The organism is Mesorhizobium sp. M0862 (assembly GCF_040319795.1).
GTDB lineage: Bacteria > Pseudomonadota > Alphaproteobacteria > Rhizobiales > Rhizobiaceae > Mesorhizobium.
Map to the genome: position 1 here is coordinate 78,049 of NZ_JAMYOJ010000012.1, position 15,730 is coordinate 93,778.

The window sequence follows — 15,730 nt, forward strand, 5'->3', positions numbered from 1 at the left end:
CCCGGCCGTTCAGCCTCTGGTGAAGCCAATGAAATCGTCGGGCGCGGCGCGGCCCATTTCCTCTTCCCAGTGGCGGCGGCAGAGCGAGATATAGACGTCCTTGCCGATCGCCACCTGTTCGCCTTGTCTGGCCACCTTGCCGTCAGCGCCGAGACGCACGACCATCGTCGCCTTGCGGCCGCAGCGGCAGATGGTGCGCACTTCGCGCAGATCGTCTGCGATGGCGAGAAGCGCTCGCGAACCGGAAAACAGATTGCCCTGGAAATCGGTGCGCAGGCCGTAGCACATCACCGGGATGTTCAGCCGGTCGGCGATACGGGCGAGCTGCCAGACCTGCTCTTCCTCGAGAAATTGCGCCTCGTCGACAAAGATGCAATGCACCGTCGTATGTTCGTGATGCTCGGCGACGCGAGCGTAGAGATCGTCGCCGTCGCGGAACATCTCGGCCTCCGTCTCCAGGCCGATGCGCGACGAGATCAGCCCGGTGTCGCCCTTTCTGTAGTGGCCGGCGACGAACAGCATCGTCGTCATACCGCGTTCGCGATAATTGTAGGACGCCTGCAGCAGCATTGTCGTTTTGCCGGCATTCATCGTCGCATAGTGGAAGTAGAGCTTGGCCATGCCGTCCTTTTAAGCCGAGTTGGCGCGGCGCGGGGAGAGGGCACCGCTGCATTTGATGGGAAAAGCCGTCTGCAATCGAAAAAGCGGCGGGCGTGTCGCTGTTTGGCCAGTCCGCGCCGTTGATCGTGATTGTCTTAGCGCTTGAAACCACACCAGAATGGTGTTTGGCTGACGAAACAAGGCGGGCAGAGAAACCGTAACTACGCTTCGCCAAAGAATCACAATGGGAGACTGCCAATGTCGCGTATGAACACCTTCGTCGCCGGCCTCGGCCTGGCGACTTTTCTGTCCACGAGCGCTGCACTTGCCGGCGATCCGGAGAGCTGCAAGGCGGTGCGCCTTTCCGATGTCGGCTGGACCGACATCCAGGCAACCACCGGCGTCGCTTCGGTGCTGCTCACCGCGCTCGGCTACGAGCCGCAGACGATCCAGCTATCGGTACCGGTGACCATGGCGTCGCTGAAAAACAAGGATCTCGACGTCTTCCTCGGCAACTGGATGCCGTCGATGACCAACGACATCAAGGACTACACCGCCGATGGTTCGGTCGAGACGATCGGCACCAACCTGACCGGCGCCGGCTACGGCATCGTCGTACCGACCTATGTCGCGGAGGCCGGCGTCAAGTCGCTGACCGACATCGGCAAGTTCAAGGACAAGTTCAACGGCAAGATTTACGGCATCGAGGCGGGCAATGACGGCAACCGCATCATCCTCGACATGATCAAGAACCCGAAGGACAATCTCGAAGGCTTCGAGCTGGTCGAGTCCTCGGAAGCCGGCATGCTGACGCAGGCCGAGCAGTCGATCAAGAACAATGAGTGGATCGCGTTCCTCGGCTGGACGCCGCATCCGGTGATGGGCGCCATGAAGCTCACCTATCTCGACGGCATGGGCGACAGCGGCTTCGGCGCCGCCACCGTCTACACCAATGTGCGCAAGGGCTACACCACCGAATGCCCGAATGCCGGCAAGTTCATCGCCAACCTGAAGTTCAACCTGGACATGGAAGGCGAGATGATGGACGCGATCCTGAAGGGCGGCGACGCCAACACGGTCGCAGCCGACTGGCTGAAGAAGCACCCTGACGCGGTTGCGCCGTGGATTGCCGGCGTCACCACCTTCGATGGCGGCGATGCGGCAGCGGCGGTCAAGACCGCGCTCGGAAGCTGAGCCGACTAATTCGGCCAAGCCGAACCAGGAAGGGCAGCCAATCTAGAAAAGGCTGCCCTTTTTCATATCCTGTGAGAAGATGACCTAATGAGAGCGGAGGCCGGAAGCAGGCGGTCTCTCGCATGAGAGGGGCGATATGGATCCGATTTCGAAATTCATGGTCGATCACAAGATACCGATCGGCGCCTGGGGAAAGGCGTTCTTCGGTTTCCTCACCGACAATTTCGACACCGTGTTCAGGGCCTTCTCGAATGGCCTCAATTTCCTGCTCGACGGGCTGGTTGGCATCCTTTTGATGGTGCCGCCGGTGCTGCTGGCGCTGATCATCGCCATCATCGCCTGGCTGCTGCAGCGCTCGCGCCCGCTGGCCATAGGCGTCTTTCTCGGCCTGATCTTCATCATCAACCAGAACCTCTGGAAGCAGACGGTGCAGACGCTGGTGCTGGTCGTGGCGGCCGCCGCCATGGCGATGGCCATCGGCGTGCCGCTCGGCATCTGGGCCGCGCACAAGCCGAAGGTCTACCGCATCATGCTGCCGGTGCTCGACTTGATGCAGACGCTGCCGACCTTCGTCTACCTGATCCCGGTCCTGACCCTGTTCGGTCTCGGCAACGCGCCCGGCCTCATCGTCACCATCATCTTCGTCATCCCGACTGCGGTCCGGCTCACCCATCTCGGCGTCGTCTCGGTGCCGAAGTCGATCATCGAGGCAGGCGAGGCGTTCGGCGCCACCAAACAGCAATTGCTTTGGAAGGTCGAGCTGCCCTCGGCCTTGCCGACCATCATGGCCGGGCTGACGCAATCGATCATGCTGTCGCTGTCGATGGTGGTGTTTGCAGCACTGATCGGCGCCGGCGGCCTCGGCACTGAAATCAACCGCGCGCTCGGCTCGCGCCGCATCGATCTCGGGCTCGAGGCGGGCCTCGCGATTGTCGTACTCGCCATCGTGCTCGACCGAATGACGCGTATCGGCGTTGGAGGCAAGAAATGACCGTCGCCGTCGATTTCAAAAATGTCGATATCGTCTTCGGGTCCGACCAGGCCGGTTCGCTGGCGCTGATCGATGGCGGCGCCACGCGCGCCGAAATCCTCGAAAAGACCGGCAATGTGCTGGGTTGCGCCGGCGCCAGCCTGACCGTCCATGAGGGCGAAATCTCGGTGCTGATGGGCCTGTCCGGCTCGGGCAAGTCGACCCTGCTGCGGGCAGTCAACCGGCTGAATGTGGTGTCGCGCGGCCAGGTGCTGGTCAGGGACGGGGACAATATCGTCGATGTCGTGACCTGCGATCAGGCGACGCTGCGGCGGCTGCGCCAGAAGCAGGTGGCGATGGTGTTCCAGCAGTTTGGCCTGCTGCCTTGGCGTACGGTGGAGGAGAATGTCGGCCTTGGCCTCGAACTTGCCGGCGTGCCGGAGCAAGAGCGCAAGGAGCGCGTGCAACGCCAGCTGAAACTGGTCAATCTCGACCAGTGGTCGAAGAAATACGCGCATGAACTGTCCGGCGGCATGCAGCAGCGCGTCGGCCTGGCCCGTGCCTTCGCCACCGAGGCGCCGATCCTGCTGATGGACGAGCCGTTCTCGGCGCTCGATCCGCTGATCCGCACCAAGCTGCAGGACGAATTGCTGCAGCTGCAGGCGGAGCTGAAGAAGACCATCATCTTCGTCAGCCATGATCTGGAAGAGGCGCTGAAGATCGGCACCCATATCACCATCATGGAAGGCGGGCGCATCGTGCAGACCGGGGCGCCGGAAGACATCGTGCTCAAGCCCGCCAATGACTATGTCCGCGACTTCATCGCCAATGTGAATCCGTTGTCGGTGCTGACCGCCTGGAACGTCATGCGCGACAGCCGCGACCTCGAGCACGGCGATAATGGCTGGGTGTGGCTCGACCGGCGCAAGACGACGCGTTTCAAGATCGACGAGCACGGGCTGGTGGCGGCGGCGGAACGCGACGGCAAACCGGCGGTATGGGTTTCATGCGCCGATGTCGAGGCGCAGCCGGAGGAGACGGCGCAAGTGTTCTGGGCCAATCCCGGGACCTCGCTGAAGACGGTGATGCTGGCCATGCACCGCTCGCAGACGGCACCCGTGGCGCTGTTCGACGACCAGTCGCGCTTTGTCGGGGCGATCGGCATACGCGACGTGCTGAGCGCGGTGTTGCGGCGCTAGATCATGATGAGATTTGGTTGAAATCTCATCATGATCTAACCCTTTGTTGGAGCATGATCTTTTCCAAAAACCGGTACCCACTTTTTGGGATCATGCTCTAAGCCAGACCGATGCGCGTGGCGCCGAGCTTGAACAGGGCTGTGGCATCCCGGTCGAAGCGGAAGGTGTGGATGAAGTCGTCCGCACGGTAGTCCGGAAGCGTCTTGCGGATGGCGGCGGCGAAGTTTTTCGCCTCGTCCAGCCGCCCAGCCAACGCCAGGCAGTGAGCGGCGATCGACAGGATGATGACATGGGCGTTGGGGCGGGCAGCCGCTTTCAGCGCCCATTCGGCTGCCTCGTCGAACTGGCCGAGGCGGACATGCGCCATGGCGCGTGCGCCCAGCATGCCGAACAGCATCGGGTCGAACGGCGACAGATGGCGCGAATGATCCGACGATCCGATCGCCGCGTGCGGGTCGCCCGACTGAGAATGCACGAAGGACAGCGCATAGTGGCCAAGCGCGAAGTTCGGGCTGAGGTCGACGGCTCTTTGCAGTTCGAGCACGGACGCGTCACCCTCGCCGCGCAGCCACAGCGCCCGGCCCATCGCCCAGTGCGCGGCGGGATTATGATCGTCGACCAAAAGGCTCTGGCCGGCCGCCTCAAAGGCAAGCACGCTGTCCTGGTCGCGGTCGCCCCAGCGCTGGAAGGCGCTCTGCCAGTGGGTGAAGGAGAGGCCGGCATAGGCGCGGGTGAAGGTCGGATCCTGCCTGACAGCAATGTCGAAGAAATGCCGTGCGAGGTCGTTCTCGCTGCGGGTGAAGCGATACATGTGCCAGAGGCCGCGATGGTAGGCCTCCCAGGCGTTAAGTGAATTGGGCGCTTTCAGCATGGCGCGGTTGCGCTCGACGGTCTCGATCTCGGATGAGACCGAGGCCACGATGCTGTTGCCGATATCGTCAAGCACGGCGAAAAGATCGTCGGGCTTGCGCTCGAAGGTCTCGGCCCAGACGATCCTGGCTGTGCGGACCTCGACGAGCTCGACGGTGACGATCAGGCGGCCGGTCAAGCTGCGCACCGTGCCGGTGGCGACATAGTCGACATTCAGCCTTCGGCCGGCATCTTCCGGCGCGATGTTCTTTTCCGCCAGCGCAAAGACCGAGCCCCGGGCGATGACAAAGAAGTCCCTGAGCTTGGCGAGGCGGGTGATGATGTCGTGGGTCAAGCCATCGGCCAGCCCGCCACGAACGCCGCTAGCGGCGTCTTCGGCAAATGGCATCACGGCCAGCGAAGCCTTGTGCGGCGTCGCGGCTTCTGAACCGGCAAGCATGATTGACGCCTGGTTCGGCCCGGGCGGAGCTGCCGGTTGTGCCGGCAAAATCGCGCAGGGCCGTTCGCTGCGGATGGACAGCCACGCATTGCGCACCGGGCCGAAATCCAGTTCTTCCGACTGGAACAACTCCGCCGCAGCGGCAAGATGATCTTCGCAGGCGCCGAACTGGCCGCGCCGCGCCAGCCTCACCAGGAGTGCGACATGGGCGCTGCTGTCGAACGGGGTCAATTCCAGCCATTTTTCGAGATGAGCGGAGACGTCTTCGGAATCGGCCGGGAGCGTCTTGACCAGACATTCCAGTATAGCCGCGTGGCAGGAACCGAAACGGCGGCGCTGCGCGGTCAGCCAGCTGTTGAAGAGAGGGCAGCGGTCGATCTCCAGCCCTTCGAGGAAGTCGCCGACGAACAGGCCGGAGAGCAACTGCAGTCGCGTCGGCTCGAGCGTTTCGATGCCTGCGGCAGTTGCCGCGCCAACATCCAGCACGTCGACCGAGATACCGTCGAGATCAAGCGCGATCGTATCATCCACGGTTACGATCCGGCCGCGGCCCGGTTCGTCGAGCGCGGCCCGCAGCTTGCTCAGGCACCAGCGAAGCTCACCCCTGGGGTCATTTGGAACGTCCCACAGCAACTCGCAGAGCTTGCCACGTCCGACCGGATGGGGCGCCAGCGCCAGATAGGCCAGCAGCGCGCGCAGCTTGCGCGATGCCGGCAAGGGCACCGGAGCGGCGTCGCGCACAATCGCCAGCGGGCCGAAAAGCCGCAGAGACAGGCCTTTCCGGGTGCTTGCCTGGCTCGATTCCATGCCTGTTTCCACGCCTTTTCCCACGCTTGCCCACCGGACCTTATTTTATCACCGAACGCGACAAAGTGCACACCCGGCTCGCAGATTGTGTGCCGAATGTGGTGCTTTCCACATTGTGGCACTTCAAAGACCTGTAGTGCGGCAAGGTGTCGAAACCTCGTCGCCCAAACCGCCGGTGTGTAACCGGCCCGTGAGCAAGAACCAGGAGTTTACCCATGTTGCATCAGCAGAAAATCAGAACCACGGCAGGCCGCGGCCGCCTTTTCGACAGCATTCTCGATACGGTCGGCGACACGCCGGTCATCCGCGTCAATAATCTCGGCCCGGCGCATGCGACCATCTACGTCAAGGCCGAGTTCTTCAATCCGGCTGCGTCGGTGAAGGACCGGCTGGCGCTCAACATCATCGAGGAAGGTGAACGCACCGGCGCGCTCAAGCCGGGACAGACCATCGTCGAGGCGACGAGCGGCAACACGGGCATCGGTCTTGCCATGGTCTGTGCGCAGAAGGGCTACAAGCTGGTGGTGACGATGGCCGACAGTTTCTCGGTCGAGCGCCGCAAGCTGATGCGGATGCTGGGCGCCAAGGTGGTGCTGACGCCACGCGCCGAGAAAGGCTTCGGCATGTACAAGAAGGCGGTGGAACTGGCCGAAGCCAATGGCTGGTTCCTGGCCCGCCAGTTCGAGACCAAGGCCAACGCCGACATCCATGAAGCAACCACGGGACGCGAGATCGCCAACGATTTCGCCGGCTCGCGGCTCGACTATTTCGTCACCGGCTACGGCACCGGCGGCACCGTCGCCGGCGTGGCGCGGGTGCTGCGCCGCGAGCGGCCTGAGACTCGGATCGTGCTCACCGAACCGGTTAATGCGCAGCTTGTCGGCAGCGGCAAGCCGCAGATGCGTGGCGCCGGCGGAGCGCCGGCCGCCAGCCATCCGGCTTTCGAACCGCACCCGATCCAGGGTTGGACGCCGGATTTCATTCCCAGCGTCCTGCAGGAGGCCATCGATGGCAACTTCTATGACGAGGTGATGCCGATCGCCGGGCCGGAGGGCATGAAATGGGCCAAGGCGCTGGCGCAGCAGGAAGGCATCTTCACCGGCATCTCCGGCGGTTCGGCTTTTGCCGTGGCGCGCCAGATCGCCGGCACAGCGCCGGCCGGATCGGTGATCCTGTGCATGCTTCCCGATACCGGTGAACGCTACATGACCACGCCTTTGTTCGACGGCATCGAGGCCGAGATGAATGCGGAAGAGCTTGCTCTCTCGCGCTCGACGCCCGGTTGCCAGTTCCCGGCATGATGACGCGGGAGCAAATTGCATGGACGCGATGCCTGGACACTCGGCTACCAGTACCGAGGAAACGCTTGACCCCTCGGACTGGGCCGATGTGCAAAGCCTGTCGCATCGGATCGTTGACGATGCCGTCGCTTACCTGCGCGATGTCAGGCAACGGCCGGTGTGGCAGGAGATGCCTGGAGATGTGAGGCATTTCTTCACCGCCTCGCTTCCGCGATCGCCGACCCCGCTTGCCGACATCTATGGCGATGTCGTGGACAAGGTGATGCCCTATCCGATGGGCAACATCCATCCGCGCTTCTGGTCCTGGTATATGGGGTCGAGCAATTTTACCGGCGCGATCGGCGATTTCCTGGCGGCAATCCAGGGCTCCAATCTCGGCGGCGGCAATCATGCCGCCGCCCTGATGGACGGCCAGGTGGTCGACTGGTGCAAGCAGATGACCGGCATGCCGGCTTCGGCCAGCGGCACGCTGGTCAGCGGCGGTTCGATGGCCAACATCATCGGGCTGACCGTGGCGCGCAACACCAAGGCCGGCATCGACGTGCGCGAGCACGGCGTTGCCGCCATCGAAAAGCCGTTGCGTTTCTATGGCTCGGACCAGGTCCATTCCTGTCACCGCAAGGGGATGGAAGCGCTCGGCCTCGGCAACAAGGCGCTGCGGCGCATTGCCAGCGACGCCGGACTTCGCATCGACATCGAAGCTTTGCGGGCGGCGATATCGGAAGATCGCGCGGCCGGGTTCAAGCCGGCCTGCATCATCGGCAATGCCGGCACTGTCAACACCGGCGCCATCGACGATCTGCAGGCGCTGGCCAAGCTGGCGCATGAGGAGGATCTCTGGTTCCATGTCGACGGCTGCATCGGCGCGCTGATCGCGATCGCGCCTGAGAATGCACATCGCGTCGCCGGCATCGAATGGGCCGATTCCATCGCGCTCGATCCGCACAAATGGCTGCATGCGCCTTTCGAGGCAGGCTGCGCGCTGGTGCGGGATGCCTCGGCGCATCGCAAGACCTTCGCGGTGACGCCGGAATATCTGGAATCGACACCGCGCGGCCTCGCCTCCGGCCAATGGCTGCACGATTACGGCCTGCAGACGTCACGCGGCTTCAAGGCACTCAAAGTGTGGATGGCGTTGCGAGAACACGGCGTCGAAAAATTCGGCCGCCTGATCGACCAGAACATTGCGCAGGGGCAGTATCTCTCAGGGCTGATCGCGGCCGAACCAGCGCTCGAACTGACGGCGCCGACCAGCATCAACATCGTCTGCTTCCGCTATCGCGCGGATGGTCTCGATGGCGAGCGCGCGAAAGCGCTCAACACCGAGATCATGCTGAGGCTGCAGGAAGACGGAACCGCCGCCATTTCCGATACCACGGTGCAAGGCCGGCATTGCCTCAGGGTGGCGATCAACAACCACCGGACCCGGCGCGAGGATCTCGACCTTCTCGTCGCCGAAACGGTTCGCCTGGGTAACGAGATCGCTTCTGCCTGACCGGCCATGGGGTAGTTCTCAGCCGCTGGCGGCCTCCTTTAAATCGCCCTCCGTAGCGGGAAACGTCACGCCGGGAAGGTAAAATGTGATCGGCCGGATTTCGTAGACTGCCGAGGGATTCACGCGGCGCAAGTCGCGCGCAGCCGCAATCGCCGCCTCCTGCGTGGCGCAGTCGAGGACATAAAGACCCAGCAATTGTTCCTTGGTCTCGGCAAACGGCCCGTCGATGACGATGCCGTCGCCCGGACCACGCAGCGTCACGGCCTCGGCGGTGGCGGCCAGTCTTGCCGCCGGCCCAAGCTTGCCTTCGCGGGTCAGCCTGGCATTGACCTCGAGCAGGTCGTGCATCAGCGCCGCATCCTGCTGCGGCGTCAGGGACTGGATGGTCTGTTCGACGTGATAGGCCAGGATGGCGTAAAACATGCGGCGATCTCCTCCTGTTCGAGCGGCCGCACTATTGCAAGGTTGGGTTGGCTGATCCAGCCCGGAAGCCCATCGAGACGCTAGTCTGCTGCCTTATGCCGCCAGCGGCAGGCTGAGCTCCGTCAGTAGGCCGCCGCGGGGATGGTTGGACAGGTTGATATCGCCGCCGGCGGCACGCGCAATGTTGCGGGCAATGGTCAGGCCGAGGCCGAGGCCGCCGGTCTGGCGGTTGCGCGATTGCTCCAGCCGCACGAAGGAACCGAACACCTGATCGAGCTGCGCCTGCGGTATGCCCGGCCCCTCGTCGCGGATAACCAGTGTGACCGTGCCGTCCGACTGCCGCAGGCTGACATGGGCTTTCTTGCCGTAGGTCACGGCATTCTGGACCAGATTGTTGACGCAGCGCTTGAGCGCCACCGGCCGCGCCATGCAGATCATGCCGCGGGGCCTTGCACCGTCATGGTCGAACGAGACGTCCTCGAAACTGTCCGCGATCGATTCAACCAGCGACCAGAAATCGATCCGCTCGCTCTTCTCCTCGGTGACTTCGAAGGTGGCGAAGTCGATGACGGAGCTGGCGATGCTCTCGATGTCGGCGAGGTCGTGGGCCAGCGCCTCGCGCGCCGTCGATCTGCGCAGCAGTTCGAGGCGCAGCCGCATGCGGGTCAGCGGCGTGCGCAGATCGTGGGCGAGGGCGGCGGCCAAATGTTCGCGATCCTCGACATAGTCGCGCAGCCGGACCTGCATGGCGTTGACGGCCTTGGCAGCGGCGCGGATTTCGCGGCTGCCGGTCTCGGCGATCGGGGGGCTCTTCAGGTCCGTGCCGATCCGGTTGACCGCCGTTTCCATCATCCGGTAGGGCGCCGTCAGCCGGCGCAGCGACCAGATCGACATGATCACCACCAGGGCCGCGATCAGCGAATAGAGCGGCAGGCTGTCGAAGCTCAATATCGGTCCGACCGGCGTGTTGGGCTCGGTGAAATTCAGCCATTGGCCGTCGGCGAAGCGGACAGATGCCGTCAGCTTGTCGCTCTGGGCGAAGCTGGCCGCCAGCGATAACAGGTCGCGCTCCACCGCGCCGACATCCTTGGTCACGGCCACACCGCCAGGCGCGTTGGCTGCCTGGGTTGCCGGATCGCGCCGGACGCGGGCGTCGGTGATGCCGAATTTCGACAGCCGCCCGACCAGGATGTCCTCGAGTTCGGCCAGTTCGTCGTCGCCGGCGATCGACGAGGTGACCGCGGGCGTGTCCGAAACGGTGAGCGCATAGGTGGCGTTGAACAGACCGGAGGCCGTCAGCTTGCGCTGCTCCGGCGTGTCGTCATGCATCAACTGCACCAGCGAATAGGCGCGGTCGTTAAGCCGGTAGAGATCGACCTCGTCATTGGCGACGGCGCGATCGCGCGAGACGATATAGAGCGTAGCGACCTGGCTGATCAGCAGGCCGGCAATGACGATGAGCAAAACCCAGACCGGCAGGGTTTGCGGCAGGAACCGTCTCATTCGGAGGTGGTCTCGGGCAGGAACTGGTAGCCGCCGCTGCGCACGGTCAGGATCAGTTTCGGCGTCTTGGGGTCGTCTTCCATCTTGCGCCTGAGACGGCTGACTAGGATGTCGATACTGCGATCGAAGGAATAGTCGCTGTCGCCGCCGGAAAGCTCGATGAGCTGGTCGCGGGTGAGCACGCGCTGCGCGCTTTTGACGAAGGTCTGCAACAGGTTGAACTCCGCCATCGTCAGCTCGACCCTGACGTCGCCCGGCGCCATCAGTCGGCGGCGCGAGCAGTCCATCGTCCAGCCGGCGAAATGATAGATCTGCTTGGTGGTGGCGCGCTTCGGCTCGGCAGCACCATTGCGCCTCAAAACGGCGCGGATACGGGCCAGCAGCTCGCGCGGGTCGAAGGGCTTGGGCACATAGTCGTCGGCGCCCATTTCCAGGCCGACGACGCGGTCGGTGGTCTCGGTCACCGCGGTCAGCATGATGATCGGCGTCGAGTAGCTGGCGCGCAGGTCGCGGCAGAGTTCCAGCCCGCTCTTTCCTGGCAGCATCACATCGAGCACGATCAGGTCTACCTGCGTGCGGCGCAGTATGTCTTCCATCTCGACGCCGTCGGCGGCAACCGTGGTGCGCAGGCCGCGCTTCTGGAAGAATTCCTGAAGCAGGTCGCGAATGCCCTTGTCGTCGTCGACGATCAGTATGTGCGCATCGGATTTCACGGCGATCCTGTCATTGCTGGCGGCCGGTCGGCGGCTGCCTTCTGAGTCTGCTTCTGTGGCGTCACCCACACGATAGAATTCTGGCCACATGTTGGCCAGCGGCGATGATCGCCCGCAAAGCCGATTTGCCAGAAACAATCCAGAAACAAAATTCTATAATCCGGAAAAACTCCCGAAAAAAATCAAGGGCATAAAGGGTGTCGTGGCGGTCAGGACATCGGCTGCGACGCGAAGTCTCCGGAGTAACGGACATTACCGATGCACAGGTTCACGATCAGCTTGATGGGTGCGCTGCTCAGCATTCCGCTCGTCACAGCCGCGATCGGAGCCACAACCGCAAAGGTGACGCCGATCACAAGGAGCGAGCGCTGCATCGATCTCAATCGCCAGGTAGACGAAGCCCTCGAAACCCATGCCGCGGCAACGCAGGTCACCGCGGCGAAAGCACTGCAAAGAAAGGGAAACCGGTTCTGCGCCAACAAGAAACAGGCACAGGGTATCCGGATGCTCGCGAACGCTTTGAAGCTGCTTGGAGTGACACCGATCGACCCGGTTCAGTGACACTCGAAACTCGACCCGCACAAAGAAGGAAATGAAGCCATGAAAAAGTCCATCCTCTCCGCCACCGGTCTCGCCGTCGCTCTCGCTTTCGCAATGCCGGCTCTGGGCAATGCCGCTGCCACCACGACCGCTGCTCCGGCTGCTTCCACGACCACCGCTCCGGCGACCACGACCGCCAAGCCCCCGGTGAAGAAGGTCGTCGCCAAGAAGCCCGTCAAGAAGCACAAGAAGGCGAAGAAGGTCGTCAAGACGGACGCCCCGAAGGCCTGATCCAGACAGCCAACAGGTTTGTCTGTAACAAGGCCGCTCCAGCACCCCCCGGCTGGAGCGGCCTTGTCGTGTGAGAGCATGATTACCCGTTGATGGGTGCCGGCCACCCAGGACTTTAACCCGTTTGCAATGCCGGTCCGGTAGGATAGCCCGCATGAAGAAGCGGCTTTCATCCATTCTGCGCTCGATGGCCATCGGCGGCCTTGTGGCCTCGGCCATGGTCAGGGTGCTGATCCAGTTCACCGCCAGCCCGGTGCCCGATCCGGTGAGCGGGCGCACGGAGCCGTCGCTGTTTGCACCGGCAATCTCCAGCAGCTGGCAATACATCACACCATGGCAAAGCCTGCTGCTGACCGTGATCACCGGCGCGGCGCTGGCCTGCTTCTTCGGCTGGCTCGCGGTCGCCTGGGTCGAATACAAGGCGGCCGGATCAAGGCCCGATGCGGCATCCAGCGCACGGCAATTCCAGGCTCGTCGCGTCGCCGACCGCCAGGGCCGTTGAACCGCAGCGCACAGTTCCTAAATTTGTGAACGGCAGCACTTCCGGGAAGCCGGTTTGGCGCGCCGATCAAAATGGACGACGGCTTTCCCCCATGACAAAGTGAGAGCGACCCCTCGCGCGATACCGGTTCCCGATGCCTGAAATCAGCTCCAAACCCCGGACCAAGACCAAGCCGCAGACCGAGCGACCGAAGCTCTACAAGGTCATCCTCATCAATGACGATTTTACGCCGCGCGAGTTCGTGGTGACGGTGCTGAAGGGCGAGTTCAAGCTCAGCGAAGACCAGGCGAACCGGGTGATGATCACCGCGCACCGGCTCGGCGTTTGCGTCGTTGCCGTCTTCACCAGGGATGTGGCCGAGACCAAGGCGACACGGGCCATCGACGCGGCCAAGGCCAAGGGGTACCCGCTGCTGTTTACGACGGAGCCGGAGGAGTAGGTTGAGCGTCTTTCTCCCCGTCACTATACGGGGAGAAATGTCCGGCAGGACAATGAGGGGCAGCGCCGAGTCGATGACAGTTCGCTTGCGCGGGCCGAGGAGATTGCCAACAACCTCAGGCTCGCGCTGCCCCTCATCCGCCCTTCGGGCACCTTCTCCCCGTGAACCGGGAGAAGGATAAGCGGTGCTACCGTCCCTCTCTGTACCACATCGCGCCCATGGCCAGCAGCAGCAGGCAAAGGCCGAGGAAGCCGCCGAACAGGGGTACGCGCGAGACGGCTTTGAGCACGCTGTCGTCGGTGCTGCGCAGGCCGATCCAGTCTGCGCCCGAGGCCGCACCGGAGGCGCGGACCGGGACGATGGAGGGCAGGGCGACACTGCCGGTGATCTGGCCAAGGGTGGAGGAGGCCGCCAGCCGGCGCACGCTGCCGCCGGTGGCCTCAGTCGGAGCCTTCAACCGGTCCTCGGTGGAGACGACGTCGGAGAATTCCGGCGCGTTGACCGGGCCGACATGGGCGAGTGCGGTCAGGTCACCATTGCCGATCTGGTAGAGGCCGATCTCCTTGGTCTCGATGCTGCCCAGGAAAACGCCGGGTTCGGACTTCTCCAGCTTGACGATCAGCGCCTTGCCCGAAGGGGTGATCACCTGCGCCGGGCCGGGATCGTCGCTCATCGTCTGGCGGCGGATTTCCAGCATCATGCCGCGGCCGTCGGCAGTCAGCCGCTCTTCCTCGAGTTCAGGTTCCTTCATCAGCCAGTGGGCGATGCGGCGGTAAAGCTGGACATGCGGGCCGCCACCCTCGAAGCCGCGCGCCCATAGCCAGCCCTGATCGGACAGAAGCATGCCGACGCGGCCTTCGCCCTTATGATCGAGCAGAAGCAGCGGGCGGTTGTCGGCGCCCTTCATCACCACTTCGCCTTCGGGGTTCTGTACGCCGATGGTGCGGAACCAGCGGCTCCAGCGCGGCGGCTCGGTCGCCGAGCCGTCGAGGCCGCGCGTCACCGGATGGCGCTGGCCGAGATCGGTGAGGCGCGGATAGAAGGCCTTGTCGATGACTTCGCCGGTCGGCATTGCCGGCAGCGACGACATTAGCGGGGTGCGGGCGATCGAGGCGTCGCCGGCATATTCCGGCCCGGCGGCGATCAGCAGCGCGCCGCCCTTTTCGACATATTCGGAGATGTAGTCGTAATAGAGGATCGGCAGCACGTCGCGGTGCTGGTAGCGGTCGAAGATGATGAGATCGAAATCCTTGATCTTCTCGACGAACAACTCGCGGGTCGGGAAGGCGATCAGCGACAGTTCGTTGATCGGCGTGCCGTCCTGCTTTTCCGGCGGCCGCAAAATAGTGAAATGGACGAGATCGACCGAGGCGTCGGATTTCAGCAGATTGCGCCACGTGCGCTCGCCGGCATGCGGTTCGCCGGAAACCAAAAGCACGCGCAAGTTCTCGCGGATGCCGTCGATCAGCGCGATGGCGCGGTTGTTGGCGTCGGTCAGTTCACCCGGCTCGCGGTCGATGGAGAGTTCGACGATGTTGCGGCCGGCGCCGGGGATGGTCACCTGCAGCGGCATCGCCTGGCCGATGGTCGCCTCTTCGACCGCGACCTGCTCGCCATTTACCGAGACGCGGACATCGACCGGGCCGGTTTCGCCGTCGGTGGCGATGACGCGGTAGGTCATGTCGAGCGGCTTGCCGACGAGGCCGAAGCGCGGCGCGTTCTCGAAGCGGATGCGGCGGTCCTTCTCGTGCTCGTTGCCGGTGATCAGCGCGTGCAGCGGCGCATTGAAGTCGGGGGCGGCCGGTGCGTCATGCACCTCGCCATCGGTGATCATGATGGCGCCACCGATGCGCGAGGGCGGCACGTCGCGGAAGGCGCCTTCAAGCGCTGCAAAAAGCTTGGTCTCGGTGCGCTCGTCGGCGGCTTCCGACTTGCCGGCCTCGACGACGCGGACGTCGAACTGCTTGAAGCGGCCAAGGCGCTGCTGCAAACCGGCAAGCGCTTCGTCGGTCTGTTTGGTCCGGTCGCCGATATCCTGGCTCTGGCTGCGGTCGACGATGACGGCAACGACGCTCTTCAGCGCCTCGCGCTCCTCATCGAGGAAGACCGGATTGAGGAGTGCTGCGCCCAGCGCAATCAGCGCCGCGAAGCGGAAGATCGCGCCGCGCTGGCGAAACCACAAGCCGACAGCGGCCAGCACCAGCAGCGGTGCGAGCACCAAAGCCAGCAAGGGCCAGGACAGCAGCGGTTCGAACGAAATCGACCAGTTCATCGTTTACCCTCCCTCTTGTGGGGAGGGTCGATCCGCGTAGCGGAGCGGGGTGGGGGTAGGCGACAGAGCGCTGGCTGCACCCCCACCCCGGCCCACTGTCTTCGCTTCGCTGCGACAGCGAGCCGAGCCTCCCCAAAAGGGGGAGGGTGAGGGTGAGGCTGCGCCGCCGGCG

Annotated in this window: 15 protein-coding genes; 9 read left to right on the forward strand and 6 right to left on the reverse strand. The window is 63.7% G+C overall.

Annotation, left to right across the window (positions count from 1 at the left end; genetic code table 11):
- Positions 1 to 9: 9 nt before the first annotated feature.
- Positions 10 to 621, reverse strand: a complete 612-nt coding sequence (locus tag NKI15_RS19065) for a thymidine kinase (RefSeq protein WP_023683669.1) — start codon at positions 619 to 621, stop codon at positions 10 to 12.
- 237 nt (positions 622 to 858) lie between these two features.
- Between NKI15_RS19065 and NKI15_RS19070 the strand changes: the two genes are divergently transcribed.
- The 3 genes from NKI15_RS19070 (at position 859) to choV (ending at position 3,963) form a co-directional block, all read left to right on the forward strand.
- Positions 859 to 1,794, forward strand: coding sequence for a choline ABC transporter substrate-binding protein (locus tag NKI15_RS19070; protein ID WP_023686157.1), 936 nt, complete (start codon positions 859 to 861; stop codon positions 1,792 to 1,794).
- 136 nt (positions 1,795 to 1,930) lie between these two features.
- Positions 1,931 to 2,785, forward strand: a complete 855-nt coding sequence (choW, locus tag NKI15_RS19075) for a choline ABC transporter permease subunit (RefSeq protein ID WP_023669995.1) — start codon at positions 1,931 to 1,933, stop codon at positions 2,783 to 2,785.
- On the forward strand, positions 2,782 to 3,963 hold the full coding sequence (choV, locus tag NKI15_RS19080; RefSeq protein WP_023749796.1) for a choline ABC transporter ATP-binding protein: 1,182 nt from the start codon (positions 2,782 to 2,784) through the stop codon (positions 3,961 to 3,963). The genes choW and choV overlap by 4 nt, the downstream gene beginning before the upstream one ends.
- 97 nt (positions 3,964 to 4,060) lie before the next feature.
- Here the strand turns inward: choV and NKI15_RS19085 are convergent, their stop codons facing one another.
- Positions 4,061 to 6,079: a transcriptional regulator gene (locus NKI15_RS19085; RefSeq protein WP_352513952.1), complete on the reverse strand. Its 2,019-nt coding sequence runs from the start codon at positions 6,077 to 6,079 to the stop codon at positions 4,061 to 4,063.
- Positions 6,080 to 6,294: 215 nt separating this feature from the next.
- Here NKI15_RS19085 and NKI15_RS19090 point away from each other — a divergent pair, with 215 nt between their 5' ends.
- Together NKI15_RS19090 and NKI15_RS19095 are read left to right on the forward strand one after the other, a co-directional pair.
- The gene (locus NKI15_RS19090; protein ID WP_352513951.1) at positions 6,295 to 7,380 is read left to right on the forward strand and encodes a PLP-dependent cysteine synthase family protein; all 1,086 of its coding nucleotides are present in this window, start codon (positions 6,295 to 6,297) and stop codon (positions 7,378 to 7,380) included.
- 19 nt (positions 7,381 to 7,399) lie between these two features.
- The gene (locus NKI15_RS19095) at positions 7,400 to 8,875 is read left to right on the forward strand and encodes a pyridoxal phosphate-dependent decarboxylase family protein (RefSeq protein WP_352513950.1); all 1,476 of its coding nucleotides are present in this window, start codon (positions 7,400 to 7,402) and stop codon (positions 8,873 to 8,875) included.
- A gap of 18 nt (positions 8,876 to 8,893) precedes the next feature.
- Here the strand turns inward: NKI15_RS19095 and NKI15_RS19100 are convergent, their stop codons facing one another.
- From NKI15_RS19100 to NKI15_RS19110, 3 genes are all read right to left on the reverse strand, one after another.
- The gene (locus NKI15_RS19100) at positions 8,894 to 9,298 is read right to left on the reverse strand and encodes a YciI family protein (RefSeq protein WP_023711129.1); all 405 of its coding nucleotides are present in this window, start codon (positions 9,296 to 9,298) and stop codon (positions 8,894 to 8,896) included.
- Between the two features lie 93 nt (positions 9,299 to 9,391).
- Entirely contained in the window at positions 9,392 to 10,801 is a 1,410-nt protein-coding gene (locus NKI15_RS19105; RefSeq protein WP_352513949.1) for an ATP-binding protein, read from the reverse strand.
- Positions 10,798 to 11,514 (reverse strand): response regulator, encoded by a 717-nt coding sequence (locus tag NKI15_RS19110; protein ID WP_023670002.1) that lies wholly within the window; start codon positions 11,512 to 11,514, stop codon positions 10,798 to 10,800. Before NKI15_RS19110 ends, NKI15_RS19105 begins: the two co-directional genes overlap by 4 nt.
- 258 nt (positions 11,515 to 11,772) lie before the next feature.
- Here NKI15_RS19110 and NKI15_RS19115 point away from each other — a divergent pair, with 258 nt between their 5' ends.
- From NKI15_RS19115 to clpS, 4 genes are all read left to right on the forward strand, one after another.
- Positions 11,773 to 12,075, forward strand: coding sequence for a hypothetical protein (locus NKI15_RS19115; RefSeq protein ID WP_023705925.1), 303 nt, complete (start codon positions 11,773 to 11,775; stop codon positions 12,073 to 12,075).
- Positions 12,076 to 12,114: 39 nt separating this feature from the next.
- A complete protein-coding gene (locus tag NKI15_RS19120) occupies positions 12,115 to 12,345 on the forward strand; it encodes a hypothetical protein (RefSeq protein ID WP_023670004.1) in 231 nt (76 codons plus the stop codon).
- A gap of 154 nt (positions 12,346 to 12,499) precedes the next feature.
- A complete protein-coding gene (locus tag NKI15_RS19125) occupies positions 12,500 to 12,847 on the forward strand; it encodes a hypothetical protein (RefSeq protein WP_023705924.1) in 348 nt (115 codons plus the stop codon).
- 133 nt (positions 12,848 to 12,980) lie between these two features.
- A complete protein-coding gene (gene clpS / locus NKI15_RS19130) occupies positions 12,981 to 13,286 on the forward strand; it encodes an ATP-dependent Clp protease adapter ClpS (protein WP_023683679.1) in 306 nt (101 codons plus the stop codon).
- 187 nt (positions 13,287 to 13,473) lie between these two features.
- Here the strand turns inward: clpS and NKI15_RS19135 are convergent, their stop codons facing one another.
- Positions 13,474 to 15,558 carry a membrane protein gene (locus tag NKI15_RS19135; RefSeq protein ID WP_023748150.1) on the reverse strand — a complete coding sequence of 695 codons (2,085 nt, stop codon included), beginning with the start codon at positions 15,556 to 15,558 and terminating at the stop codon, positions 13,474 to 13,476.
- Positions 15,559 to 15,730: the final 172 nt, after the last annotated feature.

Excerpts from the sequence above, each read along its gene's own strand:
- NKI15_RS19065 (WP_023683669.1), bottom strand. The coding sequence starts at position 621 with ATGGCCAAGCTCTACTTCCACTATGCGACGATGAATGCCGGCAAAACG.
- NKI15_RS19070 (WP_023686157.1), top strand. The coding sequence starts at position 859 with ATGTCGCGTATGAACACCTTCGTCGCCGGCCTCGGCCTGGCGACTTTT.
- choW (WP_023669995.1), top strand. The coding sequence starts at position 1,931 with ATGGATCCGATTTCGAAATTCATGGTCGATCACAAGATACCGATCGGC.
- choV (WP_023749796.1), top strand. The coding sequence starts at position 2,782 with ATGACCGTCGCCGTCGATTTCAAAAATGTCGATATCGTCTTCGGGTCC.
- NKI15_RS19085 (WP_352513952.1), bottom strand. The coding sequence starts at position 6,079 with ATGGAATCGAGCCAGGCAAGCACCCGGAAAGGCCTGTCTCTGCGGCTT.
- NKI15_RS19090 (WP_352513951.1), top strand. The coding sequence starts at position 6,295 with ATGTTGCATCAGCAGAAAATCAGAACCACGGCAGGCCGCGGCCGCCTT.
- NKI15_RS19095 (WP_352513950.1), top strand. The coding sequence starts at position 7,400 with ATGGACGCGATGCCTGGACACTCGGCTACCAGTACCGAGGAAACGCTT.
- NKI15_RS19100 (WP_023711129.1), bottom strand. The coding sequence starts at position 9,298 with ATGTTTTACGCCATCCTGGCCTATCACGTCGAACAGACCATCCAGTCC.
- NKI15_RS19105 (WP_352513949.1), bottom strand. The coding sequence starts at position 10,801 with ATGAGACGGTTCCTGCCGCAAACCCTGCCGGTCTGGGTTTTGCTCATC.
- NKI15_RS19115 (WP_023705925.1), top strand. The coding sequence starts at position 11,773 with ATGCACAGGTTCACGATCAGCTTGATGGGTGCGCTGCTCAGCATTCCG.
- NKI15_RS19120 (WP_023670004.1), top strand. The coding sequence starts at position 12,115 with ATGAAAAAGTCCATCCTCTCCGCCACCGGTCTCGCCGTCGCTCTCGCT.
- NKI15_RS19125 (WP_023705924.1), top strand. The coding sequence starts at position 12,500 with ATGAAGAAGCGGCTTTCATCCATTCTGCGCTCGATGGCCATCGGCGGC.
- clpS (WP_023683679.1), top strand. The coding sequence starts at position 12,981 with ATGCCTGAAATCAGCTCCAAACCCCGGACCAAGACCAAGCCGCAGACC.
- NKI15_RS19135 (WP_023748150.1), bottom strand. The coding sequence starts at position 15,558 with ATGAACTGGTCGATTTCGTTCGAACCGCTGCTGTCCTGGCCCTTGCTG.